This is a genomic window from Paraphotobacterium marinum, from assembly GCF_002216855.1.
GTDB classification, from domain to species: Bacteria; Pseudomonadota; Gammaproteobacteria; order Enterobacterales; family Vibrionaceae; genus Paraphotobacterium; species Paraphotobacterium marinum.
This window is the reverse complement of sequence record NZ_CP022356.1, coordinates 649338-674346: the sequence shown is the minus strand read 5'-3', so window position 1 is coordinate 674346 and position 25009 is coordinate 649338. Positions and strand designations below refer to the sequence as shown.

Here is a 25009-nt window from a genome sequence, read left to right as displayed (position 1 = left end):
ATAAATAAAATTTTTAATAACTTATAACTATTTTTATAAGAAAAAAAGGCTAATTATTATATCTTTTTAACTATACAAATTCATAGTGACATTGAACAGGTCGCGGTTTTTGAAAATATAAATATAAATATAAATATAAATATAAAAATGAAAGGGAAAAGGGATGAAAAATTTAGGTTCAGTTTGTAAAAAAATAATAGATGATTGTTATTCAGATTCATATTCATTTAAAAAGTTTCATAAGAGATCTGAGCAAGATAATAATGTGATACAACAAAATAATAATGAATTACGATTATATAAAAGCAATGAAGAAATTTCTGATAATTTTTGCTTTCAAGATCAGAAAGATGGCATTAGTTTAATGTTTTTAATGATTATTAATTTTATAAAAATGTAAGATATCGTTTTAAAAAATCTATTTTTCTTAATTAAATAAAAAATAAAATTCTTTTTATAAGTAATGATGTTTTTTGAAAGTTGTATTTCAAACAATTAGTTATAATTTAAGTTATTAGTATTAAATGATATCCGAAAGACTATTAGGGGGAAACATAATGATTAAGAGTAAACTATTTCAAACAATTTTGTTGATTGGTTTAAATATTTCTTCATTTAATGTTTTCTCAAACGAGGTTTATGATTTTGTGAAATTAGATGCAAGAACTAGTATTACTGATGAGGACTATGTCAAGGACTTGATTGTTTTTGGAACAGCTACAACATTATGTCAGCAAAAAAAGTTGCTAGATGATAAATCTAAAATAGCATTTGATAACTTCTCAAATTATTTCCAAGCCGTTGCCGCTGGTGTAGATGATTATGATGATCTGAATTATGTTTTAGGACAAATTAAGAAAAACACTTCAAATGGTAAGGCTTATGTGTCTCTAAAAGATTGTACTTATTATGCAAACCGAATTGATTATGAGATTCCTAAAAATGTAGTCCCTGACTTTCTAAAAATGTATTATCAACATAAAAATTAATATTATCTTTTAATTCTATTTTGAAACAACTTTAACTCTCAAAATTAATAACTTAAGGTCTAAACCTTATATAATCTTTAACACAAAACATGCAAAATAATCATAGTGTTACGTTTTTAAGCATAGGTATTTTGACATGGAAAAGATTCACTTTATATTATTTAAGGCAGGATGTTCAGCTTCTTTTTTAGGTAGAATCCACAATATTAAAAGAATGACGCTTGTTATGTCTTTAGGTCCTGTTATTCCTTCAAGTATAAAAAATAATAAAAACATTGAAGTTGTGAGTTTTTCAAAGGAAGCCTTTATTGAACATAGCGAAGGACTCAAAAACTTAATTTCACCCGCTAAGTCGGACACTAAATTTCAACTTACCTTCGAAAAAACACCAATTAATAAAGAAATCCTTGATGCTTTTTTAAATTTAAAGGAAGTTGATACAAAGTCACTATTTTTATTTATCTATACATATTGTTTGGGGATGAATCGAGAGTATTATTCAGATCTATGGAATCATGTGGTTGGAGGAAAAACTTCAATTTTAAATTTTATCATAAATAATATAAATTCATCTGATACTGTTTCAGATTATGCTGAACATTTTAAAATATCAGTGCGTTCTTTAAACCACCTTTTTCTTGAACAATTTAACGTTTCCGCAAAACAATGGATTATTAATAGAAGGGTGGAAAATGGACGTAAATTACTTTTAACTACAAATTTAAAGATTTCAGAAATTGCTATTGACTGTGGGTTTAGTAACCATGCTCATTTTAGCGAAGTTTACAAAAAGAAATATGGCAACTCCCCAAGTAGTGCTAGATTCCAAAATTTACAACTTTCTTAAATTTATTTCGGGTATTGTTAATATAAACTAGATTTAATTTAATCTAATAAAGCTTATCCGAAATAAATTCACTGTTATTAAAGTTTACCGACCTTAATATGTAAATTATCTCAATTATATATTTTTCAATTTATGAAATTAGTAATGATTGTAGTTTCATTAACCGTGTTACATTAGACTAAATTTAGAAAAATAAATACGGTAATGAACCAAGTAGTGCTAGATTAGAAATTTACAACCCTCTTAAATATGTTTTACATAGTATTACTCAAGACTCAAATAATAAAGCCTAAATTAATCAACAAGAGACTGTATCGAAATTTATATATCCTTCTTAATGCCAATATGTGTTTAATAGAAATGAACTTTTCAATGTTAATGGAATAAATTATTTAATTATATTCCAATAATGTAATCTTATTCTTTTTAAAAGTATGTATGCAATTGTTTTTTAAAATAGTAATCTTATCTTAAATTTTAATAAAGAAAATGAGCAACTATGAAAGCTTCCGATTTGTTTTTACAATGTCTTGAACTACAAGGTGTTAAGACTATATATGGTGTCCCAGGTGAAGAAAACGCCGATGTTATGATTTCTTTGCTGGATTCAGAAATAGATTTTATTACGACGCGACATGAACAAACTGCTGCATTTATGGCAGAAATGCATGGACGTTTAACAGGTGTACCTGGTGTTTGTATGGCGACATTGGGCCCCGGTGCTACAAATCTGTTGACTGGGGTTGCCCAAGCAAATATGGATAACTCACCCTTAGTTGCTATCATTGGTCAAGCAGAAACAGATCGACTTCATAAAGAGTCTCATCAAAATATGGACTCTGTAGATATGTATAAACCAGTAACAAAATGGTCTGTTACAATAAGAGATGCTGACTCGATACCTGAAATTATTGCGAAGGCCTTTAAAGTTGCTACATCAGGCATACCAGGGGCTGTTCTTATTGAGTTGCCTGAGGATATTGCAAAGCATGATGCGAGTAGTAAAGCATTTACTACAGATAAGTCATTTGAGGATGTCGGGACAACGACTAAACAAATTGAAGAAGTTTTAAGTTTAATTGAACAACATGAAAAGCCTATAATCTTACTCGGTGATGGTGCTGTTCGATTTGAATGTGATAAAGAATTAAAATCATTTTTAAATCATACCAAACTTTATTCAGCACACACTTTTATGGGCAAGGGCGCTGTATCAAATTTGTATGATCGTTCACTTCATTGTGTTGGTATGGGAATGAAAGATCTTGTGATTAATGCGTTCGAGGAATCAGATTTAGTCATTTGTGTCGGTTATGATATGGTGGAATATCCACCTAGTCGATGGAATGTTGGAAAAGAAAAAACCATTGTTCATATAAGTTCTGACGTGGCTGAAGTCGACAAAGATTATATTCCTAAAATTGAAATGATAGGTAATATCAAAGTAATTTTAGAGCAAGTAAATACAATTTTAAGTAAAACGGACAAGTTTAAATCAATTAGCAAGGATCAACCTTACTTTAGAGATCAGCAAGAACTAATAGAAAAAGATGTTAGAAGTTATAATGATGATGATGCGTTTCCTATGAGACCTAAAAGAATTCTTCATGACATCAGAGAAACATTAAAAGATGAAGATATTTTAATTAGTGATGTTGGTGCTCATAAAATGTGGGTAGCAAGACAATATGGAGCCCGTTTACCTAAAACTGTCTTTATCAGTAATGGTTTTTGCTCTATGGGAGGTAGTATTCCTTCAGCTATTGAAGCAAAGAGATTATATCCAGAGAAAAATGTTGTGGCTCTTTGTGGTGATGGTGGTTTTATGATGAGTATACAAGCACTAGCTACTGCAAGAGATCTAAATATACCAATTTGTGTGATTGTCTGGGAAGATAGACATTATGGATTGATTAAATGGAAACAAGAAATGTCTTACAACACATCATCACATTGTCAACTCAGTGGCTTAGATTTGCAAAAAATTGCTAATTCATTTGATTGTAATAGCTATCTAGTAGATAAGTCTGAAAATTTCACAAATATCCTAAACAATGCATTAAGTTCTAAAGACAAACCGAGCGTCATTGTTGTTCCTGTAGATTATAGTGAAAATATGAAGCTTTTTGAACATTTAAAAAATGTTGTTAAATAACCGGAGTTAACTATGTCAATAAATGTAATAAATCCTTCGACAGAAGACATTGTTGCTTCTTACGAAGAAATGCCAATTGAACAGGTCTATGACATTTTAATCAAAATGGATCAGGCTCAAAAAATTTGGCAACTTGAGTCTTATGATCTTAAAAAAGAGCTCATGATTGCTCTTGGACAGGAGCTGGATCGTAACCAAAAAGAGTATGCAAATATAATTACAGAAGAGATGGGGAAACCAATCACACAAGCTATTCAGGAAATTAAAAAGTGTGTTGATCTTTGTTATTATTATGCAGAGCATGCACAAGAAATGCTTGCTCCCAAAGAAATTCAAACTGAACATTACAAAAGTTATGTTTCATACAAATCTTTAGGAATCATTTATGCCATTATGCCTTGGAACTTTCCTTTTTGGCAGGTGTTAAGAGTGATGATACCTAATATTATGGCTGGTAATGCTTTTGTTTTAAAGCATGCTGAAAATTCTATTGGTGCGGCGAATGCAATAGAAAAAGCATTAGTTAAAGTTGGATTCCCTGAAAATTTAATGCGCTCTATCGTAATAGACATTAGCTTATCCAATTGTGTTATTAATCATTCTTTAGTGAAGGGAGTCACTTTAACAGGAAGTGAGAGAGCTGGAATTGCTGTAGGTGAACAATCCGGTCGTGCTTTGAAAAAAGTGGTTTTAGAACTAGGAGGGAGTGATCCATATATAATTTTAGAGGATGCGGATTTAGATAAAGCAGCGAAAGAAATTGTGAGCGCACGACTTTCTAATGCAGGACAAATTTGTATTTCACCTAAAAGAATCATTGTTGTAAACGCTATTTACGAGTCTTTTATCTCTAAAGTGAAAGACGAAATTGAAAATAACTTTGCTTGTATGGATCCTAAAGACATAAACTCTAAAATGGGCCCTATGGCCAGAAAAGACTTGATGCTTCAATTAGCAGAACAGGTTAAAAAGACCGTGGATCTTGGTGCCAAATTAGAGTTAGGTGGTAATGTCCTTGATAGAGTTGGATTTTATTATGAGCCAACACTTCTCACAGGCGTTACAAAAGGAATGCCAGCTTATGATGAAGAACTTTTTGGTCCAGTTGTATCGATTTTACCAGCAAGAGATGAAGTGGACGCTATAGAGATTGCGAATGACTCATCCTTTGGTTTGGGAGCTGCTATCTATACTAAAGATATTCGAAAAGGAGAATTGATTGCAAGAGACTTTCTTGAAGCAGGTACTTGTTGTGTAAATAAAACAGTCGCTTCAGATCAGAGATTGCCATTTGGTGGCATAAATGCATCTGGTTTTGGTAGAGAGTTATCTGTCGAAGGTCTAAGAGAGTTTGTAAATATTAAAACAATAATTGTTAATGAATAACTAAACCAATTTGATATAACGTACATCTTAATATTGTTAAATTAAGGTGTACGTTTAATTCTGTTTAACAGAAAATAATACAGTCTTAATTAATAGCATTGTAAATTACCATCACTAATAAGAAAATGTTTATAACTTGGTTTTTTTTACAAAAACTATTTTAATCATTTTTAATTCTAAAAGATAATATATTTTTTGATTATAATGTCTGATTCAAACAATCATTTGTCTGTTCCCAATAATACAAAATCAATTTAATGATTTATGATACTTTTAGTATTAACTTAAAGAATAAAAATATTATGACGAATAAATTGATTAAACCTTCAGATGTTTTAGCAGACGCCCAAAATGAAACGACTATAAACAACATAAAAGTACGAAAAGGTACAATAGCTGCACTGATCCAAAACATACAAGTTTTAGAATCTAATACATTAGATGAAATCCAAAAAATTAGTTTACTTGAAGGAATTAATGCATTGATACCTGCCGTAGTGGCCATTGGATTAAATGACTGTGTATCTTGGAAAAATCCTTCGATACAAGACTTATTCGATAAATATAATCGTAAAGAAGTATCGTAAAATTGCTTTGTTTTTAAATTTTGGGTTTCATTTAACAAATATTATGACTAATCCTTTTTTATGCTTAAGATAAATAATATATTTAAGATATGTTTTCTTTGATTATTGTATATTGAATAATCAAAAGAGCATTATATTAATTAAATTTTTAAATTTAAGGTCTTATACTTATATAAATAACTTATAGTTCATATATATTGTGCTTATATAATTTAAAAAGATTTAAACTAGCAGGTATTAAATATGTCTGAGAAAATGCAAAAAACTAAAGTTTCTACAAAAGAAAAAATGGATCATGTTTATGATGATGATGTAAAACATAAACATAATAAAGATCATCTTGAATATCGAGATCATGAGCCGTCCCATCCATTACAAAAACATGGTGGTAAAAATGAAGGTCATAAGCACCTGGTAAATCATCATGAAGACGGTCACCATACTCGACATCACCATGATAAGAAGCACGATCATAAAAATCTTCAAGAGAGCATCATAAAACTTCGAATAAGAAATAAAACCAACTTGCAGTATCCCAATATAATTTAAGCTAACGTATCAGTTAGCTTTTTTTTTTTAAATTGACACCCCGAAAAAATATATAAATTCATACGAATTTCAAATTTCTTATAAAATTTTATGGATAATCCTCACATTATATGATTATATAGTCAAAATATATGCAACTATACGCATATAAATTTAATACAAACATAACTAATAGGGAAAATTATGAAAAAAAGTATATTATGGACATCCATGGTTGCTAGTCTTGCTGTGGCTGGATTAAGCTCAAATGTATCTGCTGCAAACGTACCGTCAAATACACAATTAAGTCAACAACAAAACTTTACCTTTAATAACCAAATGGAACCAGGAACGATAGATCCTACTCTATCTTCTGATGTTTATGGTCAAAGAATCGATAATGATTTATTTGAAGGTTTAATGACTGTTGATGCTAATGGTAATATGAGACCGGGCGTTGCAAAAAGTTTTGATGTGAGTGATGATCATTTGACATACACCTTTCATTTAAGAAAAAATGCAAAATGGTCTGATGGTTCTCCGGTAACTGCTCATGACTTTGTTTATGCATGGGAAAGATTAGCAAACCCTAATACGGCTTCTCCATATGCATATTATATTGGTTTAGCAAACGTTAAAAATGCAAATGCTATAATTGCGGGCAAAAAAAAACCTAGTACATTAGGTGTCAAAGCAATTAACGATTATACATTTCAGGTTTCATTAAAGAAAGTGACACCTTATTTTGTTCAGATGTTGGCTAATGGCTCTTTAATGCCAGTACCGCAAAAAACAATTGAAAAATGGGGTGATAAATGGACTAACCCTGAGCATATTGTATCAAATGGTGCCTATAAATTAACAAAGCACATTGTAAATGGACGCTTTGTTGCTAAAAGAAACCCTCTATATTGGGACGATAAAAACACAGTTATAAATCAAGTTACATACTTAGAAATTAAAGAGGCCGATAGTGATGTTAATCGTTATCAAGCTGGTGGAGAAGACATGACTGGCTGGAGATTGCCGCCAAATCCTGTTTTTACTCAATTACAAAATCAGTATCCTAATCAACTTAAAATCACACCTGATTTGTCTACTGAATATATGGCATTTAATGTTCGTAAGAAAAAATTGAGCGATCCAAAAGTAAGAAGGGCAATCAGTTATGGTTTTGATAGAGATATTATAAGTAAGGACGTTTTAGGTCCCGCATTTAGTCCGCTCTATACTTTTGCACCTACAAAAACTGCAAATTATGCACCAATCCAAACGCAACAAGAAAAACTGTCACCGCAAGAAAGATATAAGCTTGCAAGAAAGTGGCTCAAAGAAGCGGGCTTTGATAAAAATCATCCTTTACAAATTAATTTACTTTACGCATCAAGTCCGATGTTAAAAAAAGTTAATACAGCTATTGCTTCAATGTTAAGCACAAATATTGGGGTAAATGTCACTATTTCAAATCAAGATTGGAAAAGTTATTTAAATACTACACAAGAAACTAATAACTGGGATGTTGCTGTGAGTGGTTGGAGTGGGGATTATAATGATCCAATGACTTTTTATAGTATTTTAACTCCAAATGGCTCAGAAAATACAGGGCACTGGAATAACAAAAAGTATGGTAAGCTTCTAAATAAAACAGGCGTTACTTTAGACGTTAATAAAAGAAAAAAACTTTATAATGAGTTAGAAAAGCAAATTGATAAATCTGCTCCAGTCTCTCCAATTTATCAAGCTCAGGCGACACGTTTAGTTAAGCCATATGTGCAAGGACTTCCAATGAATGATGCACTAAATTTTGTTTATACAAAAGACTTATACTTAACAAAACATTCATAAGCTAACTAGTTATGAAGCAATAAAATTTATTATGATAACTTTTAATAGAAAAAAGACCTAATAGTAGGTCTTTTTTTATAAAACTTAACCTGAACACTTTCATGTATTACTAATAGGTTATTGTTGGTCAATTTAGAAGAGTTATAACTAAATTTATCATATTTTACGTTCTTACAATATCGACAATATTAATTAGATTACATAAAATTTTATATTTTCTTTTTTTAAACACATTCAATTTATTTCAAAAAACATTTATAAAATCTTCAATTAAAGAATATTTACAATAATAGAACATTGTTTTATTGTGTGCATATTAAAAGTTAAGGCGCGAATGCCTATCTCATTAAGTTGGGTTATTTTGCTAAAAAATAATAAGTTTATCTAAGCAAAATATTTCGCACTATGTTGTGGTTTTTAAAATTTGAATAATAAAGTATTAAAACCCATTTTTTTCAAAAAAATAAAAAACACCATTATATTAAATAAGGATTTTAAAATGAAAAAAGTATTATTGACGACAACAGTAATTATTGGCTTATCAGGGCTTGCAACATCATCAGTAAATGCTGAAGGGTTATATGCAGGTATTCAAGGTGGATATTCTTGGATGAATATAGATAATATTAACGATGTAGGTTCAGGTAAAATAAAAGATGATAATGGAGAAACCGCAGAGGTAAATGTAGGGTATTTATTTCACATAAATGATCGATTTTCTCTTGGACCTGAAATTGGTATTGGCACAAATTTTTACTCTCCAAAAGCACAAGAAAATTCATTTTTGGATACAGAAACAGCTAAGTTGAACACAAATTATTATATTCCTGTTATGTTTAAAGTTCAGTTTAATATGAATAATGATTTGTATTTATTTGGTAAAGCTGGGGTAGCATATGTATCTCAAACAGTCAAATATAGTAGTGACTTAGGTTACTCTTATAAAGACACTAATAATCAATGGGAGGCAGCATTTGGAGCTGGTGTAGGTTACAACATAGCACAAAATGTAACTTTAGAGCTTTCGTATAATTACATAGATGGGAAAGATAAAAATAATGACAGTGATTATGATATATTTGATGAGACTTATCGCTTTCAAAATGTTTCTTTAGGTGTAAATTATACATTTTAAAAGTTACCCTTCCTTAGTCGGTATAACTCGCATAAAATTACTTAACACGTTTTCATGTTATGAGTGTTAAGTGATTTGAGATTATGATTATCGGCCATACAAAATTGTAATAAAAATATATGAAAAATTTAACTTGTTTTCTTTTATTTACAGTTTTACTAATACTAGACCGAACAAGCTTAAATACTAAAAGAGATTTGAAGCTATCAAGCTGCATATCATACAGATAGGGATTTATTATTTAATGGTTAATTAGACTTTTTAGCTTTGTTAATGCAAGATTAATAGAGTTAGTTCGTTAATACACAGGATTATTTTGATGAACAGGGTAAAGGTTTGATCCAAAAGTTGGGTAAAATACATAGAGAATATATTTATTCCAGAATCGATAATATACAATTGATTTATTATATTTTTTTATACAGATTTTAAAAATTTGGTATTTTTAATTATCCTAACCTCATAGAATACATATCATTTATATTAACTATATAGCTGAGTTTAACAACAATTTATTTAAGTGTACGTATCTAAATTATACTTACGAGAGTTGTTAATTATAATTCGAAATTATTAAATTTGAATCAAATAAAGTTATAGCTTTATTATGGTTATGTTGACTCGATACGTAGTAACAGAAAAGTTTCTAATAAAGCTCATTATTAATATTTTTCAAAAATTAAATAAGATTAAATCTCAGTTAAAATTGATTCACTTTATCTTTTATTTAGAAGAATATAAGTACTTTTCTAAATATTTCCTGTTTGAGGTATTGAAGAAGTTTGGATTATTTGACAAATTTGGCTTGAAAAATAAATATGAAAGTTAAAGCATCTAAAAAATTAACATGAAGTTATCTAAATATAATTTTATGACTGAGCTTTTATAATATGTTAACTAATTTAAAATGAACACTTTCCACATGAAAGTTTGAATTTAAAATAAGTAAAAAGTTCCTGATAAAAAGGAAGTATCGTCAAAATTTTAAGAATTCTTAATCATTATTTAGAGAGATATAATTTTAAATAATAAAAAAACCTACGTTTGTTATCGTTTAATCTTTCATTTTATTTAATATGATTATTTAATCTTTTAAATAAAACAAATTAAAAAAATATAAATATAAATATAAATATAAATATAAATACAATAAGGGACATCCATATGCATATAACCCTAAAGCAAATCAATAACTTTATTGTTTTGTCAGAAACTTTGCATTTAACGGAAGCATCACAAAAACTTTATTTGACACCATCGGCTTTACATAAACAAATAAAAAACTTAGAGGAACAATTAGGTAACAAGCTATTTAAAACTAAAGGAAAAAGAATTGAATTAACCGGATTTGGGGAGTCTATGTTACCTCAATCAAGAAATATGATATTAGAATACGATAAATTTATAAGAAAGGCTCAAATATCGTTAACTCATGATACGCCCATTTCAATAAATGTTGATTTTGCACATCAAGTATCTGTTATGAATAAAGTTAAAAATTTTAAAGAAATGCATCCAAATATCTTAATAGATGTAAATGTTTCTTTGTGGGAAGAACAACAATCATATCTTTCAAATTCCAAGGGGACATTATATTTATCAGGAGAGCCGCTAAAAGTTAATAAAAATGTAAAAAATAAAATATTAAAAAATCAAAGATTGTCTTTGTTGTTGGAAAAAGTCACCCTATATTTGATAAAAGTATTTTATTACCTGAAGATTTAAATAATCTTACTTTATCTATTCCAGCTATTCAGCCCTTATATTCTAATATTAAGTTGGGAGCTTCGTTTCAAAAAATATATGATTTTATAAATAGTTTAAAGGTAAATACTTCTTTTTTAAACTTATTAACTTTTGCTTCGATACAATCAGCTTCAGAAGCAGGCTTATGTATTGGCTGTTTACCGGAATGTTTTGTAAATAGCTCTTTAAAAGAGGGGAAATTAAAAACTATTATTATTGAAAACTTCCCCAGTATTTATTGGGAGCTTTTTGCTATTTATCATGAAGACGGTTCATTAGATGACAATACACTTACATTTTTGGATTTTTTGGAAAAATCTTATTTGGACTTATGATATGTATAATTAATTGGCCACCTACTCAAATTTAACATAGATTAAGAGCGCACAAATAAAAAAATGTCTTTTTTGCATAAAGATTATATGTAATTGTTTTTATTATATGTTTTTAGTTAAGTTATTAAGTCAAATGATGGCTATTTAACTTTGGTATGATATATTTGATTTTAATTAATGTGTTTAATCTAAACTAATACAATGGTTATTATGTGGATATTTAATAAAATTTAAAATATATCGGAATACCAATGAATTTCTCAATCAAACAAATACAAAACTTTATTATTCTATCTGAAGTGTTACATTTAACAGCAGCTGCTAAAAAGCTTTTTATGACTCCTTCTGCTTTACATAAGCAAATAAGAAATTTAGAAGATGAACTTGAAGATAACCTCTTTGAGACTAAAGGAAAAAAAATACAATTAACAGAGTTTGGAGAATCTTTGTTACCACAAGCTCGAAAAATGATTAAAGAATATCAAGAATTGATAAAGCAAGCTCAATATTCAAAAAATAGAATAAAGCCCATTCAAATTAATATTGGTTTTACTCATCAGAAACCGATGTTTGAACTTATCAAGAGGTTCAAAGAAAAGCACCCTAATATTTTAATTAATGTTAAAGTATCACTTTGGGAGGAGCAGCAAACTCAGTTGTTAAATGACAAAAACTCCTTATTTATTTCTGGCGAGCCAGCTAGTATGAATGCTGAGTGTCATTACGAGGTTCTCAGAAAATCGGAGTTGGTTTTTGTGGTAGGTAACAGCCATCCCTTATTTAATCAAGAAGAGTTAGTAAAGGGAGATATTCAAGAAACAACCTTTGCTGTCACATCCAACTTTTCACCCTTTGATCAAAATATGCTTGGATACTCACAAAAAAAATTATTTCAATGGGTAAGTGCCTTGACTATGAAAAAGTCCTTGCTTAAATTATCTAGCTTTGATTCAATTCAGTCGGCCACTGAAGCTGGTTTATGTGTCGGATGTTTACCTGAAAGTATTGTCGACAGCTCCCTAAGAGAAGGTAAATTAAAAAAGATATTCCTTAAAGATTTTCCTAAAATCGATTGGGAGTTATTTTTAATTTATCATAAAGAATTGAATATAAATGATAGTACGAGTACTTTTGTAACTTTTTTAAAAAATTCTTTTTTTGAGGCTTATTAGATGCGAAGACTTGATTAAAAGTAACTGGAATAATGAAATCAAAAAAATGATCAAACCAATTTCAGTTATGCTTTTTATGTGAAAAACAGAAAGACCAAATGAACCAAGATATCCAACGACAGCACTTAAAAATAGAAGCATCGCAATTGCTGAGCTTGCATTTATTTTAAAAGATTTCAGTGTCATTGCAGATGTATTACCATAGATAAAACCACTAAAGAAATTCATGAAAATTAAAGGAATTACAAATACATATAAATTCATGTTAGTTTGAAAAGAAAAAATAATTTGAATCAAACCCGTTAAGATATTAGCATAAAAACCGCCTTTTTGTATTTTTTCCACTGGAAATTTTTCAATTAATATTCGGTTGATAATATTCCCAATAAGATAAGCCAACCCCATTAATAGAGCAAATTTTCCATAAATAATGACTGATAAATGAAGTGTATTTTCAACTATCGCTGGTCCTACTGTTGCAAATATAATTTGCAAAAAGAAAGTTAATCCAACAATTAATGTTCCTTTCATAAAAGAGTGGTTTTTTGTTAGAAGAAAAAAATTTGATATTTTTTCTTTTATCATTTTTGGTTTTAATTCATCGGAACAGTCATTTTCCAAAAAACATAATATATTTATAAAAATTAATAAAGTAAAAGTAAAACTGAGAAAAAAACACGAATGCCATCCAAAGTATTGTACTAAATACGAGCCAATAAAAGGGCTTAATATAATACCAGCACTATAAGCCGTTGATGCATTAATAATAGCTTTAGTATAAGCTTGACCGGTAAAGGTATGTGTAATGATTGCTCTTGAACCAATAGCTGCGACAACAATAGAAAACCCTTGAAGAAATCTCATTAAGAGTAACAAATTTATAGAATTACAAAAAGGTGATAATAAATTTGAACACATAAAAATCAATAAACCAATCAAAATAGTTATTTTTCTTCCAATAAACTCCATCATTAAACCTACAATCAAGCAACCTATACAAAAACCCAAAATATTGAAACTGATTAAGCTCTTCATTAAAGATGATGAAATTGAAAAGTCATGTTGAATGATTGGAAGAGCAGGGGATATGAGCTCTAAACTTACGCCAGGAAGCATGTTTAGTATTGGAGAAAGAATCATCATAATTATTAAATAATTATTTTTTGATAGATTAAGTTCAAACATTTTAATTGTCCTAGCAAATATAACTTTTATGAAAAATTAGTTTGAATTATATGCTTTTTTTATTTTTATAAAAATTTAATAAAATTCAATAAATTGTTTCCAACATGGAAAGATTGTTGATTGTAAAGTTAATACAATATTTATGTTTGCTAAATATGCTTACTTCTTTAATAATTATTTAAAAAAAGAAAGGGTAGGTTTTTAAAGGGAGATCAGTTCATTGTAGAAAATGAAGTAAATTTTGATTATTTCCATATAACAAGTGTCATGAACATTATACGTACATAAATTATCAAGAAGCTAAAATACCACCCTCAAAAAAACACAACTTTTCAGAACTATCATAAAAAATAAAATAGTCTCCATTAATTTCAATATAGACACTTTCAATGAAAATTTTGATTTAAAAGTGTCTTAATAAATTTTAATGAACTACTTATGTATTTACTGGTTTTATAAATAATCCCTTTTTGTTTTTATAAATATTCACCATTTGATGATCTTGTATTTTTTGTTTGTCATATTGGTGAATCAAAATCAATTCTTGAGTTTGATTGTCGTGTACTAAATATGAATATAACACAGCGTGATTATTAGTTGCACCATCAACCGCTCCATAAGTGCCTCCTGTTACGGCTCCTGTAACACCACCAGCTATAGCTCCGATTGGGCAAGTGATAACACATAAGGGTCCGTAAGCAAGACCAAGAAGTCCTCCAGTAATAGCACCGGCTTCAGCACCCGTTCCAGCATCTTTTTCTGAAACTATGCCTGCGTTCTCGGCATTACCTCTTTTATTTATTGTTATGCTTTTAACAACCTCACCCTGGGATAAAATCTTTTCACTTGAACATCCAGTCATCAATATTAAGGTAAGACATATCAAGAAAACAGGTTTCATTTTATTTCCTCTTAAGACATTAATCCTACAACTGCTTTGACGGTATTAGCAACCAATGGGGTTTTAGCACTTTTATATGATAAATTCACTTGGTCGACCGTTGATAGCAAACGAGTTTTAAAATCTTCTTTGAAATTATGATTTACATTGATTTTTAAGTCTAAGATTAAGGTATAGTTGACATCTTTAACTGCATTATCAACCACTTCACCACCAACAGCTCCATAAACTCCAGTTGAGGCTGAGCTTGCTAATATTGCAGTGGAAGCAAATCCATCAAAAGCTCCTCCGTAACCTGAGCCAAGCATTTCTTCTGCAGAAGTCATGCTTTTTTTACCGACTTGAATGACATTACCTTCGACAACATAATTAGAGTATTCTAAGTTGTCTGAAACCTCCCATCCTTTCTCTTTAAATGATTCTTTTAATTTTTTATTAATATTAAGATCTTGGTGATTTGTAGAGTTTGTAATGTGAATATATACAATTTTGCTTTTCTTTTTTGGTGGTAAAATAATACTGTTACTCATTTGAGTATTACTTTCTTTATCCATATGACTCACAGCTGTTCCAACGGCAGCGCAGCCACATAATGAAAATAAAAAGTAACTGACTAATAATAATTTTGTTGCATCCATTTTTTTCATTTTTTGATTTCCTGAGTATTTATAAAAAACAGTGTTCATAAAAAACAGTGTTCATAATAAAGGTGAACACATGTTAATGCAAGATGTATCGTCCAATATTTTATTAACTTTTTTTCAATATTTTTGACGACTTTATTGAATCTGGGTACAAATATAATGTGAGCGAGGTTTTTTGTTTTCCTTTTCATCAACTAATGAAGATTGGAATCTTGGAATTGAGGCTTTTATGGCGGCGCGTTATTTGCTTTACTTTTTATCTATTAGGATTACTGAGATTCTCTTTTTGCTCATGATATTTTAATTTAAGCTTTCTTATTAAGAAAAATGAAAGTTCGAACTCTATAAAGCATAACTAAAAAGTATAAATAGTACTTGAAGACAAGTACTCATTCGATATTTAATACCTTTGCTTTGGCTTTTGCAAATTCTGTTTCATTAATTAACCCTTTTTCTCTCAATTCAATTAATTCAACGAGTTTATTCTCAGTTGATTCGTCAGAAGAGTTTTTTAACGAAGAACCGCCTAAGTGTATAGTTTGTAGTACTTCGTTTGCCTTTTTGACAAAGTATACAACAAGTTTTTTTGAAATATGTTCTATTAAATAATTGTTATTTTCTTGATTAATCTGTATTTTCCCTGAAGTTAAATCAGTGGTCGAAGATATCGAAGAAATATGTTTTAAATCAATAGTGATCTGTTTTAGGCCATATAAAAGACCTTTATCAATTAAAATAATTCTTTGGTTAGTCAAAGTAATTAACCATTTAGTATCATTCATTCTACCTGTTATAAAAGATAATATTTCTTCGTTCTCGTTTAAAACTTTAGGAAGATAGTATTTTTCATTACTGATAATAAAGTTTCTTTCACCTTGTGATTTAGCAATTCTTTTAAATTGTTCTTTTAATTCTTGCTTTGAAGCATTTTTATAATTAAACATCAATTCAGTCCACCTTTAAAATTTTATAAATTTTTAACGTTTCAGTGTATTACTTACAATACTTACGCTTTCAAATATTTTATTCCATTCACTTTCCAAGGTTTGAGGAATAGATAGTTCATAAGTGATAGCTTTATCGTAAAACTTATTTACTATGATTACCTTTGATTTATTAATCCACATAATCAATTTTTTTTCTGACTTATAATCAATAGTGATTGTGGCTTTAAAGGACATAAAGTATGTTTCGGTTGTAATAGATTTAAAAACAAGACTTGCTGCCTTACTGTAAGCTCTCGTCAACCCACCGGCCCCCAGCTTAACTCCACCGTAATATCGAACAACAATAATCAAGATATTACTTACGTTGTTATGATTGATTAGATTAAAAATTGGTTTGCCCGCTGTACCTTTCGGTTCACCATCATCATTCATACCTGCATGGCTGGGTGAGCTAACATTACCGATTTTATAAGCATAACAATAATGACTCGCATCTGGATAAAGTTTTTGTGCTTCTTTCAAAAGGGCAGTTAGCTCATCTTTATTATTTAAAGGGTATATTATTCCAATAAACTTACTTTTTTTTTCAATAAAAGAAGCTTTACAACTTGTTGTAGGTACTAAAAAAGTCAAGAGTCTTCATCATTAGCCTTAAAACAGATATGTTAGTTAGACTAAAAGCTTATGTCAATTCTATTATATGAATTGATACGTTATAAAATTGTCAATTTTTGATTTAAAGTGAATACTTCTCTCTTTCTAGTTAAAACTATATAAGTGTTAAGCGATTGAGTGATTTATTAATATATTTCATATATTTATATAAATCACTCTTTTTTATTTCGTCTTTGACTGCACCATATTTGGATACAGTCCAACCTCGCTGTGCTATTTTGCCTTCGTCGATTGCATCTTCCAAAGCTTCAATATCACCTTGTAGCAGAACACCATCTAAGGGTGGCATCACTACTTTTTAAAAAAAGCTAACTGATTAGCTAGCTTAAATTTTATTGAGACACTACAAATTTATTTTTTATTTGAAGTTTTATGATGTTCTCTTGAAGGTTTTTTATGATCGTGTTTCTTATCATGATGATGACGAGTATGACGACCGTCTTCATGATGATTTACAAGATGTTTATGACCTTCATTTTTACCACCATGTTTTTTTAATGGGTGAGACGGCTCATGATCTCGATATTCAAGATGATCTTTATTATGTTTATGTTTTACATCATCATCATAAACATGATCCATTTTTTCTTTTGTAGAAACTTTAGTTTTTTGCATTTTCTCAGACATCATTAATACCCGTTAGTTGATTATTTCCACTTGCTCTTTAGGTAATGCGTTATCACTTTTTTTATTAAAGTTATTATGCTGGTTTAAAAATTTCTCATAATCAACGTCAGTTGTTTTGTCTTCATCAAGTTCACTATCGTCGATATCATGATTAATTGATTCTTTTCTGCCTTGTTCTAAATTTTCACGTTGTTCCAAGACATTTTGGTAATCAAGATCACTAACCTTAATTGTTTCTTGTGAGATAGTTTTATTCGTGGTTGGTTGAAGTGCATATAGATTTGATGTAAAAAAAACAAATAAACCTAATACAATACTAATTTTTTCATTTTAATCCTCATTTATATATTTTTATATTTTAAAGAAATAATTTTAATAAAATAAAAGAGAGTTTGTGAGTGATAGAAAGGACATAAAAGGGACAATATAAGACAATTTTTTGGCATATAATTTTTCAATAAGCAGTTGATATTTAATATATTTTAGGTGCGGCCGGGAGAAAAGTGAGTTTGATGCCAAATACTAGAATAAATGTTTTGATTATTAGCTGAAAGTAATTTAATTTTTATATTTATTACTCTCAGATGTATTTAAAGACAAAATTTAATCGAATTGATTATGATAAACGAACTACCGCATCATTGTTGGGGAGCTGGATTATATTTAATTTAGGCTTACCAATTAAATAAAGATGACCATCGTTTTGAACTTCAAGCTTTATATTTTTTAGAATATGCATAAAAATTTTTGCTGCATTTGTAATTTTTACGTCCGCAAAGTTTGTTCTGACATTTTCTGATTTTAAGACACCCGCATTGGTCGCAATGACTTTTTGATAGTTTATATTACCATTCATTATAAATATTTGACTTTTATTATGTATTGACGTGAAAACTGTTTTTGAATTTAACGTATTAACCTTTAACTGACCAGCATTACTTAAGAAAGATTTAACTTGATCGGAACTCAAATCACCCACATTTACTTTTCCATTATTATCGACTTTTAAGTTTAAAGATTTACTATGGAGGTTACCAATATTTAAAACTGCATCGTTAGCTATATTAAAATCTGCTATTTGATGGTTCATAACTGTAGGCAAATTAATTGAGCTATTATTGGATAGCTTTAAGATTAAATTGGAAGTTTCAATTGGCGATTGAACAAAAATTTCACCAGAATTATGAGTTTCCAGTCCATTAATTGATTTCATTGTTATGTAAAACTTTATTTTTTTAGATAAATCATTATTCTTTGATTTTATTGAATTTTCTAACCAATGAAGTGTAGAATTATCTTTATCTTCTATGCCTAGATTTAATGTAGTTGAGGTTTTATTAATTTTTAAATTAAACTTGGATAGAACTTTTTTATCTAAAACTACTTTTATTGAATCTTTTTTCCCAAGCTTTAAATAAACGGTGCCATTACAATTAAGTGATAGCTTAGAAAAGTCTGATATATTTTTATGAACGGTTATATTATCTGCACTGGCCTGACATAAAAAAATAGAATATAGTAATATGAATACTACAAAACATTTTACTTTATTTCTGAGAATATTTTTCATTTTGTTGCTTTCCTTTGAATATTTTCTGAGTATTTTTGTAAGTTAAAAATAAATTTTATTTATAGATAGATTTTATATTGAAAAAAAATTAATATTTAACAACTTTTGCTAACTTATAAAATTTTTCAAAAATTTAAGGTTGAATTTGAAATTATTCTAATTCAGATACTATCAATCTATCGTTGTTGTGATGAATAAGTGTATCTTGCATAAGCTTATCGTCTTTTTGGCAAATAAATTGTTTTTGCTGAATACTTTCGTCGAAATTATCATCACTTTCCAAGCTTATTGACATTAAAAAGGGACAAAAAATAACTATAATCCCAAACCCTACAAAACATAAATTTTTCATCTTTTTCATCAAATCAATTATTTTTTCATTGTTAAATATTATAAAATTTTTAAAAAAGAAATAAGTTATAAATAAGACGAGTAAAGGACACTAAGAGACATTTTAATCAATAAAAGAACTATAGATGACCTCCATGAATGTTGCGCTTAGCAAATATAACGTCAATTTCACGAATATATGTAAGGTAATAACGAAGTGCCATCATAATGATACCTGGTGGATGATTTCGGTCTGAAAACTTAATCTTAACTTTGTTGAATCTCCTAAAAATATTGAAATAATATCTACCTCTTGATTAACTGAGTTTACTTTCCGACAAATTTTTTTTAAGGTGAATCACTGATATCCTTTTGATTTATATTAAATTATCCTCAAATAAAATTCACTTATAACAAGCGATTCAATATGAAGAAAAAGACACTATTACTATTAACACTATCTCTCGGATTTACATCTAACTCTATTTTTGCTGATGGACACGGACCTTTTAATAAGCGAGTTCATATTCTTGAGAATAAGGATTCAATAGATTCGGCCCTAAAAGCATGTGACACGATAGAAGAAGATTATATCGATGGCTGTGCTATTTTACTTAAACAAGGGACGTACAAAGCTCCTAGTAGAGGGGTTGATTACTCTACTGAAATTATGGGATTAGGACACATGCCTGATAATGTAACGATTGATGGTGGTATTGCTATAGGTAACACAAGTGCCGCAGATACTCGAACCTTTTGGCGAGCATTAGAAAACTTAACTATTTCAGGTAATGAATATTGGAACGTCTCTCAAGCAGCTCCTTTACGTCGAGTCAATATTACCGGTAACTTATATCTATCTAAAGGAGGACATTATACTAGTGGTGGGTTTATGGCAGATTCGCATATAAGTGGTAATGTTGACGGAGGCACGCAGCAGCAATGGTTTGCTAGAAATTCTACTTGGGGAAAAAATTGGACACATGATGGGATGAATAGCACACTTGTCAACACAACAGGTGATACTATAAAACGCAATGCTCATCAATATAAGACAACCAGTAAGATTGCAGAAAAACCTCATATCATATGGGAGAATAATCAGCTCAATGTCGTTGTTCCTTCTGAGCGTGACGGGAAAATTGGAACAGAATGGCTTGATACAAATGCAAAAATAATTCCGCTTAATGAGGATAATTTTTATATTATTAATGATCAGTCTGATATTGAGAAATTGAAAAATACTAAGGATCACATAACCATAAATAAAGATGATAGTAAAAAAGGTATCATTTTTTCTCCTAATGCAAACCCAGATCCTGATCCAAAGATAGCTAATTATAAATTGCAGATGACTATCCAAAAATCTGATTTTATTGTATTAGGCCTAGGTTATCCAAAAATCCAACCGGCTCATGTTGATTACCCCGTAATAACCACTCAGGCAAATGGAATACGTATTGCAGGGCTTATTCTTGAGGATGATGGACACTTAAATTCACCTTTATTACACATGGATAAATCTAAAACGTCAACCACAAAAAACAGTTATCTTTATGATATTTTTGTAAAACTTACAAGTAAAAATACAGCTAATAAAAATCCAGCTATTCTTATTGAGCAAGACTCGGTTATCGGTGATGATTTATGGATTTGGGCTAAGGATAATCAAGGAGCTCAAGTAGCTGTGGCAAATAAGGGTCTTAAAGTCACTGGAAATAATGTAACCATGTATGGTTTAGCAGTTGAACATTTTTTCGACAAACAGACTGAATGGTTAGGCAATTCAGGTAAGGTTTATTTCTATCAATCTGAATTACCTTATGACCACCAAGGAGGTGGACCTAAGATACCCTCATCATTCGTGATCGACGGCGCTAAATCTTTTAAAGGCTATGGTATGGGAGTCTATTCAGTGGTTGGAGATGATTATACTGACTCAGGCATTTCTGTGATTGGTAGTTCTTCAGACGTTCAATTACAAAATGTCTATGCTTGGAACTTAATTGAAAGCAGTGGTGTTCGACATGTCGTTAATGATAAAGAAGCATGTGCTGGTGGAAACAACGCATGCTATATACCTAATTTCTCATTATCTGTTGAATGTGAAAAACCGACCGTTGATGACAAAATATCAAAGACTGGTGAAGTCACTTTAAGCTGGAACAAAGTCAATCAGGCTATATCTTACGATGTAAAAAATTGGAATAATGAACCGATAGAGTCAAACATAAAGGGGAATAGCTTTACAGATACGTCAACAAAAAATAAACATGAAGATCTTGTTTATTATGTAGTTGCTAACTGTCCTAATGGACAAAAGTCAGAACCTGCAGAAGTAGACATAGCTAAAAGTCAGACAAAGCTTCATTTTTGATTTTTTATGGGACATAAGGATGTGTCGCTACCTTTAATCTTTGTTCTATTATCGTCAAATAATACATTTTGGGAGAGTAATACTTCTGGTATGATGTATTTTTTCCAAAAATGCTGTTAATTCAGCGATATTATTAGGGGTTTCAATTCTACCAACTGGAATATCGCTTTTTAAATCTTAGCTGATAAATGTAAATCACAGTTCATATCCAAAACAAGCCAAATAACAGGTGATTATGTTTTTTGACAAATATCACAAAAATTTAAAATTTAATTCATGAAAATGAAATCATTTCCATCTAAATTCCATGTTGTTAATATAACAGGAAATTTATAATGAAAACAAAAATTCTTTCAGCTGTAATTGGTTCAATATTACTTTCATCAACTACAATTGCTTCAGCTAATCAACCTACTGAGTATACCCCTTATGACTATAATTTAAGGTTAGTAGAAAACTTTCCGTATTATGCTTCCAAAATAACAAGTTCTCGTGAAAGTGAAAGTTTCAAAAACTTTGCCTATGAAGATCATTCAATTAGTCCTTTTGAAGCTTATAGAAAGTTAATTAAAAGTGCAAAAAATGAAATTGTTATTGAAAACTTTTATATTACGCCTAGCGGTGACAACGCAGCTTTCAGTAAATTGATTGATCAAATTAAAGAAAAAGCTAAAGAGGGTGTTCAAGTATATATTGTTGTAAATTGGTATCTTGGGTATACTGAAAACAGTAATAAAAAAGTACTAGACTCATTAAATGCATATAGTCCAAATATACATGTAAAGGTTAGTGATTATTATGCAAGAAACCCTGCTTTCGGTGGGTTTACTTATAAAAGTGCCGAACCATACCCAGAATATGTTTTCTCATCCAAATCTTCCTGTGAAAACAATGATATAACGCATCAAATGACATTTATAGAGTCAGGTAATAGTATAAATAATGCTTATGTGAAGGTTAATGGAAAGTGTTTTCAAGATTATAACACCGGAGGTATCATTCATGCTAAAACAATGGTTGTCGATGGAAAGTCATTCTTTATGGGATCTCAAAATTTTGGGCCATCAGAGTTTACTGACAATCATGAATTAGGCGTGTTACATCTAAGCTCAGATACCAAAAAAAGTTCAAACTTAGACCAACAGGCTCAAGTTATTCGAAACTCAATCATGAAAGACTTTGCTGATGCTGATATAAAAAATTATGATATAGATAAGCAATACGGAGATAACTCTATATTTAAAATATCAGCTAATGAAAGTGATCAACCTATTATCAAATATCAAGGAAAAAATATAACGAATCATCATATGGACACTTTTGTAGCTGTATCTCCGGGAGCAGGAACCAATCAACCTTTAACAAAACACAGAGCAACATATAAAGGTGGATACAATCCTCAATTAAATTATGCACTATCTAATGAAGAAAAATCTCTTTTTGATTTAATCAATTCAGCTAAACACTCAATTGATATGCAGGCAATGAATGTTGACTTTTATAATTTTTATAATGGTAGCAAACATTGGAACTCTATGGTTGATTTACTTAAAAAGAAAATTAAAGAGGGTGTTCATGTTAGAATTTCGGCCGCAGCAAGGAATTTTGCTCATAATGAACCTGGCGTTGGCTGGAAAGACTTATTAGATTATGCAAAAAATCTGGGTAAAAGTAACTTAGTGGAGATGAAGGTCACTAATTTTAGGACTCCAGCTATAGCTAAAGGTGTTGCTTGTATTGATTTTTCAATGGTTGATCATGCTAAATTTATCGTCATTGATGCAAAGTCAGAACATGCAAAATCATGGATTGGCACCGGTAACTTGAGTGCAAATTACTTTGAGGCAACTCGTGATTATGGCTTTTTTAATTGGGGAGAGCCTCGTTTAGCAAAAGATTTAGAGAAAACTTATAATTTGGTTTGGAACAGTAAAACATTTTCAGAGTCATTTACACTGCAAAATGCCTCTCAAATATATGATAAATATGCTTCAAATGTCTATAAAACAACTTGTTCACCAAGTGCATAAATCATTGACGATATTGTTGCAAAACACTGACTAACTATGGTGGATTTTCTACCATAGTTAGTATTTACTTTTCTTTAATCATTAAAATTAATTTATGTGTTTGGTTGGGTTCTAAAAGAATCTTATCATCTAAAATATTAGCGGCTTCTAAACAGATCATTTTTTTGTAGTCAATAGATGAAAAGTTAGATAGGGATTTTGATTTTTCAATCCACGGATTCCACAAAACAACGGATTTACTGTTTATTCTAGATATAATAATCTCTCGCGACTCATCCAGAATAGCTTGTTGCTCGTCTACCTTTTGATAGGAGCGGTCTGTTTCATTATTAATTTGAACACAATCTTCATGATCGGAAGTAGGGCCCTTTCCAAACTCGAAATATTCAGCTCCCTTTAAACCATTTACTTTAACTTTTTTGATATCGCTCACAGGAAAATAACTATGCAGAGCTTGTGTGACTTGAATAGTTTCGTCACTATTGTTTCGATTGATTAATTCTATTTGAAGTTCTGTACTTAACTTAAAAACGATTTCAAGATTGAGATCTTGATTGAGGAGTTCTTTGGTGTTTGGTAAATACATGGTTATGCATAACGTATCTGCATCGTATGAAATGGAGTTTAATTCCCAAAGTTGATTTCTTGCATAACCATGCTGAGGTTTTTTAGAATCCTGATGAGGTCCAAACCAGGGCCAGCAAATAGGTATACCGCCTCTTATACTGGTCCCAGGTTGGTATGTATTTTCTTCAGATACCCACAATAAATCGGGGCGGTCATTTGGAATAAAGCTAGTAATTTGTGCGCCTTGCAAAAAAATCATAGCTTTGCATTGTGGTGTTTTTATATCAAGGTATTTTAATCCATTTTTATGTGTTTTTATGGTGATATTATTTTGCATTTTTTGTCATGTACATTACATATTGTATGATGTAGTTTACAGGTTATTCATTAAAATATAAATAACAGAATATTTTATGATATTCTAAAAAAAA

24 protein-coding genes and 2 pseudogenes are annotated in these 25009 nt (G+C 29.8%); 14 read left to right on the top strand and 12 right to left on the bottom strand.

The features are described 5' to 3' along the window. The first annotated feature begins 163 nt into the window (after window positions 1-163). From CF386_RS10275 to CF386_RS10220, 12 genes and pseudogenes are all read left to right on the top strand, one after another. Complete coding sequence (locus CF386_RS10275) at window positions 164-400, top strand: hypothetical protein (RefSeq protein ID WP_089074344.1); 237 nt, start codon at window positions 164-166, stop codon at window positions 398-400. Window positions 401-557: 157 nt separating this feature from the next. Next, complete coding sequence (locus CF386_RS10270; protein WP_089074343.1) at window positions 558-989, top strand: hypothetical protein; 432 nt, start codon at window positions 558-560, stop codon at window positions 987-989. 136 nt (window positions 990-1125) lie between these two features. Further along, a complete protein-coding gene (locus CF386_RS10265; protein ID WP_089074342.1) occupies window positions 1126-1836 on the top strand; it encodes a helix-turn-helix transcriptional regulator in 711 nt (236 codons plus the stop codon). Between the two features lie 499 nt (window positions 1837-2335). After that, a complete protein-coding gene (locus CF386_RS10260; protein ID WP_089074341.1) occupies window positions 2336-3991 on the top strand; it encodes an acetolactate synthase large subunit in 1656 nt (551 codons plus the stop codon). Window positions 3992-4003: 12 nt separating this feature from the next. Continuing rightward, window positions 4004-5377 (top strand): NAD-dependent succinate-semialdehyde dehydrogenase, encoded by a 1374-nt coding sequence (locus CF386_RS10255; RefSeq protein ID WP_089074340.1) that lies wholly within the window; start codon window positions 4004-4006, stop codon window positions 5375-5377. A 302-nt stretch (window positions 5378-5679) separates the two neighbouring features. Continuing rightward, a complete protein-coding gene (locus CF386_RS10250; protein ID WP_089074339.1) occupies window positions 5680-5964 on the top strand; it encodes a hypothetical protein in 285 nt (94 codons plus the stop codon). Window positions 5965-6207: 243 nt separating this feature from the next. Next, window positions 6208-6482: pseudogene (locus CF386_RS10245) on the top strand (hypothetical protein). A 214-nt stretch (window positions 6483-6696) separates the two neighbouring features. Continuing rightward, the gene (locus CF386_RS10240; protein WP_089074338.1) at window positions 6697-8337 is read left to right on the top strand and encodes a peptide ABC transporter substrate-binding protein; all 1641 of its coding nucleotides are present in this window, start codon (window positions 6697-6699) and stop codon (window positions 8335-8337) included. Between the two features lie 499 nt (window positions 8338-8836). Beyond that, window positions 8837-9472, top strand: coding sequence for an outer membrane protein (locus CF386_RS10235; RefSeq protein WP_089074337.1), 636 nt, complete (start codon window positions 8837-8839; stop codon window positions 9470-9472). A gap of 1164 nt (window positions 9473-10636) precedes the next feature. Continuing rightward, on the top strand, window positions 10637-11197 hold the full coding sequence (locus CF386_RS10230) for a LysR family transcriptional regulator (protein WP_089074336.1): 561 nt from the start codon (window positions 10637-10639) through the stop codon (window positions 11195-11197). Then, window positions 11116-11553, top strand: coding sequence for a LysR substrate-binding domain-containing protein (locus tag CF386_RS13740; protein ID WP_089074335.1), 438 nt, complete (start codon window positions 11116-11118; stop codon window positions 11551-11553). The genes CF386_RS10230 and CF386_RS13740 overlap by 82 nt, the downstream gene beginning before the upstream one ends. Window positions 11554-11804: 251 nt before the next feature. Further along, window positions 11805-12725 (top strand): LysR family transcriptional regulator, encoded by a 921-nt coding sequence (locus CF386_RS10220; protein ID WP_089074334.1) that lies wholly within the window; start codon window positions 11805-11807, stop codon window positions 12723-12725. On the opposite strand, the gene CF386_RS10215 is transcribed toward CF386_RS10220, so the two are convergent. From CF386_RS10215 to CF386_RS13735, 11 genes and pseudogenes are all read right to left on the bottom strand, one after another. Then, window positions 12696-13910: an MFS transporter gene (locus tag CF386_RS10215; RefSeq protein WP_089074333.1), complete on the bottom strand. Its 1215-nt coding sequence runs from the start codon at window positions 13908-13910 to the stop codon at window positions 12696-12698. The two genes, CF386_RS10220 and CF386_RS10215, sit on opposite strands and share 30 nt — an antisense overlap. A 436-nt stretch (window positions 13911-14346) precedes the next feature. Then, the gene (locus tag CF386_RS10210; protein WP_089074332.1) at window positions 14347-14811 is read right to left on the bottom strand and encodes a hypothetical protein; all 465 of its coding nucleotides are present in this window, start codon (window positions 14809-14811) and stop codon (window positions 14347-14349) included. 11 nt (window positions 14812-14822) lie between these two features. Continuing rightward, window positions 14823-15458: a complement resistance protein TraT gene (gene traT / locus CF386_RS10205; protein WP_158522381.1), complete on the bottom strand. Its 636-nt coding sequence runs from the start codon at window positions 15456-15458 to the stop codon at window positions 14823-14825. A gap of 386 nt (window positions 15459-15844) precedes the next feature. Further along, on the bottom strand, window positions 15845-16399 hold the full coding sequence (locus CF386_RS10200) for a PH domain-containing protein (RefSeq protein ID WP_089074330.1): 555 nt from the start codon (window positions 16397-16399) through the stop codon (window positions 15845-15847). 33 nt (window positions 16400-16432) lie between these two features. Beyond that, on the bottom strand, window positions 16433-17035 hold the full coding sequence (locus CF386_RS10195) for an IMPACT family protein (RefSeq protein ID WP_089074329.1): 603 nt from the start codon (window positions 17033-17035) through the stop codon (window positions 16433-16435). 136 nt (window positions 17036-17171) lie between these two features. Beyond that, on the bottom strand, window positions 17172-17366 hold the full coding sequence (locus CF386_RS10190) for a hypothetical protein (protein WP_089074328.1): 195 nt from the start codon (window positions 17364-17366) through the stop codon (window positions 17172-17174). A gap of 62 nt (window positions 17367-17428) precedes the next feature. Beyond that, window positions 17429-17704, bottom strand: coding sequence for a hypothetical protein (locus tag CF386_RS10185; protein WP_089074327.1), 276 nt, complete (start codon window positions 17702-17704; stop codon window positions 17429-17431). 12 nt (window positions 17705-17716) lie between these two features. Next, on the bottom strand, window positions 17717-17902 hold the full coding sequence (locus CF386_RS10180; RefSeq protein ID WP_089074326.1) for a hypothetical protein: 186 nt from the start codon (window positions 17900-17902) through the stop codon (window positions 17717-17719). Between the two features lie 418 nt (window positions 17903-18320). Further along, the gene (locus tag CF386_RS10175; protein WP_089074325.1) at window positions 18321-19274 is read right to left on the bottom strand and encodes a GIN domain-containing protein; all 954 of its coding nucleotides are present in this window, start codon (window positions 19272-19274) and stop codon (window positions 18321-18323) included. A 151-nt stretch (window positions 19275-19425) separates the two neighbouring features. Further along, a complete protein-coding gene (locus CF386_RS10170) occupies window positions 19426-19626 on the bottom strand; it encodes a hypothetical protein (protein ID WP_089074324.1) in 201 nt (66 codons plus the stop codon). Between the two features lie 124 nt (window positions 19627-19750). Next, window positions 19751-19831: pseudogene (locus tag CF386_RS13735) on the bottom strand (IS6 family transposase); the annotation flags it as partial. 200 nt (window positions 19832-20031) lie between these two features. Between CF386_RS13735 and CF386_RS10165 the strand changes: the two are divergent. Together CF386_RS10165 and CF386_RS10160 are read left to right on the top strand one after the other, a co-directional pair. Continuing rightward, window positions 20032-21981, top strand: a complete 1950-nt coding sequence (locus CF386_RS10165; RefSeq protein WP_089074323.1) for a hypothetical protein — start codon at window positions 20032-20034, stop codon at window positions 21979-21981. Between the two features lie 335 nt (window positions 21982-22316). After that, window positions 22317-24011 (top strand): phospholipase D-like domain-containing protein, encoded by a 1695-nt coding sequence (locus CF386_RS10160; RefSeq protein WP_089074322.1) that lies wholly within the window; start codon window positions 22317-22319, stop codon window positions 24009-24011. 64 nt (window positions 24012-24075) lie between these two features. On the opposite strand, the gene CF386_RS10155 is transcribed toward CF386_RS10160, so the two are convergent. Continuing rightward, on the bottom strand, window positions 24076-24915 hold the full coding sequence (locus tag CF386_RS10155) for a D-hexose-6-phosphate mutarotase (protein WP_089074321.1): 840 nt from the start codon (window positions 24913-24915) through the stop codon (window positions 24076-24078). Window positions 24916-25009 lie beyond the last annotated feature (94 nt).

Bases quoted from the DNA above. Each gene is read 5' to 3' on its own strand.
- CF386_RS10275 (WP_089074344.1), top strand. From the start codon at position 164: ATGAAAAATTTAGGTTCAGTTTGTAAAAAAATAATAGATGATTGTTAT.
- CF386_RS10270 (WP_089074343.1), top strand. From the start codon at position 558: ATGATTAAGAGTAAACTATTTCAAACAATTTTGTTGATTGGTTTAAAT.
- CF386_RS10265 (WP_089074342.1), top strand. From the start codon at position 1,126: ATGGAAAAGATTCACTTTATATTATTTAAGGCAGGATGTTCAGCTTCT.
- CF386_RS10260 (WP_089074341.1), top strand. From the start codon at position 2,336: ATGAAAGCTTCCGATTTGTTTTTACAATGTCTTGAACTACAAGGTGTT.
- CF386_RS10255 (WP_089074340.1), top strand. From the start codon at position 4,004: ATGTCAATAAATGTAATAAATCCTTCGACAGAAGACATTGTTGCTTCT.
- CF386_RS10250 (WP_089074339.1), top strand. From the start codon at position 5,680: ATGACGAATAAATTGATTAAACCTTCAGATGTTTTAGCAGACGCCCAA.
- CF386_RS10240 (WP_089074338.1), top strand. From the start codon at position 6,697: ATGAAAAAAAGTATATTATGGACATCCATGGTTGCTAGTCTTGCTGTG.
- CF386_RS10235 (WP_089074337.1), top strand. From the start codon at position 8,837: ATGAAAAAAGTATTATTGACGACAACAGTAATTATTGGCTTATCAGGG.
- CF386_RS10230 (WP_089074336.1), top strand. From the start codon at position 10,637: ATGCATATAACCCTAAAGCAAATCAATAACTTTATTGTTTTGTCAGAA.
- CF386_RS10220 (WP_089074334.1), top strand. From the start codon at position 11,805: ATGAATTTCTCAATCAAACAAATACAAAACTTTATTATTCTATCTGAA.
- CF386_RS10215 (WP_089074333.1), bottom strand. From the start codon at position 13,910: ATGTTTGAACTTAATCTATCAAAAAATAATTATTTAATAATTATGATG.
- CF386_RS10210 (WP_089074332.1), bottom strand. From the start codon at position 14,811: ATGAAACCTGTTTTCTTGATATGTCTTACCTTAATATTGATGACTGGA.
- traT (WP_158522381.1), bottom strand. From the start codon at position 15,458: ATGAAAAAAATGGATGCAACAAAATTATTATTAGTCAGTTACTTTTTA.
- CF386_RS10200 (WP_089074330.1), bottom strand. From the start codon at position 16,399: ATGTTTAATTATAAAAATGCTTCAAAGCAAGAATTAAAAGAACAATTT.
- CF386_RS10190 (WP_089074328.1), bottom strand. From the start codon at position 17,366: ATGCCACCCTTAGATGGTGTTCTGCTACAAGGTGATATTGAAGCTTTG.
- CF386_RS10185 (WP_089074327.1), bottom strand. From the start codon at position 17,704: ATGTCTGAGAAAATGCAAAAAACTAAAGTTTCTACAAAAGAAAAAATG.
- CF386_RS10175 (WP_089074325.1), bottom strand. From the start codon at position 19,274: ATGAAAAATATTCTCAGAAATAAAGTAAAATGTTTTGTAGTATTCATA.
- CF386_RS10170 (WP_089074324.1), bottom strand. From the start codon at position 19,626: ATGAAAAATTTATGTTTTGTAGGGTTTGGGATTATAGTTATTTTTTGT.
- CF386_RS10165 (WP_089074323.1), top strand. From the start codon at position 20,032: ATGAAGAAAAAGACACTATTACTATTAACACTATCTCTCGGATTTACA.
- CF386_RS10160 (WP_089074322.1), top strand. From the start codon at position 22,317: ATGAAAACAAAAATTCTTTCAGCTGTAATTGGTTCAATATTACTTTCA.
- CF386_RS10155 (WP_089074321.1), bottom strand. From the start codon at position 24,915: ATGCAAAATAATATCACCATAAAAACACATAAAAATGGATTAAAATAC.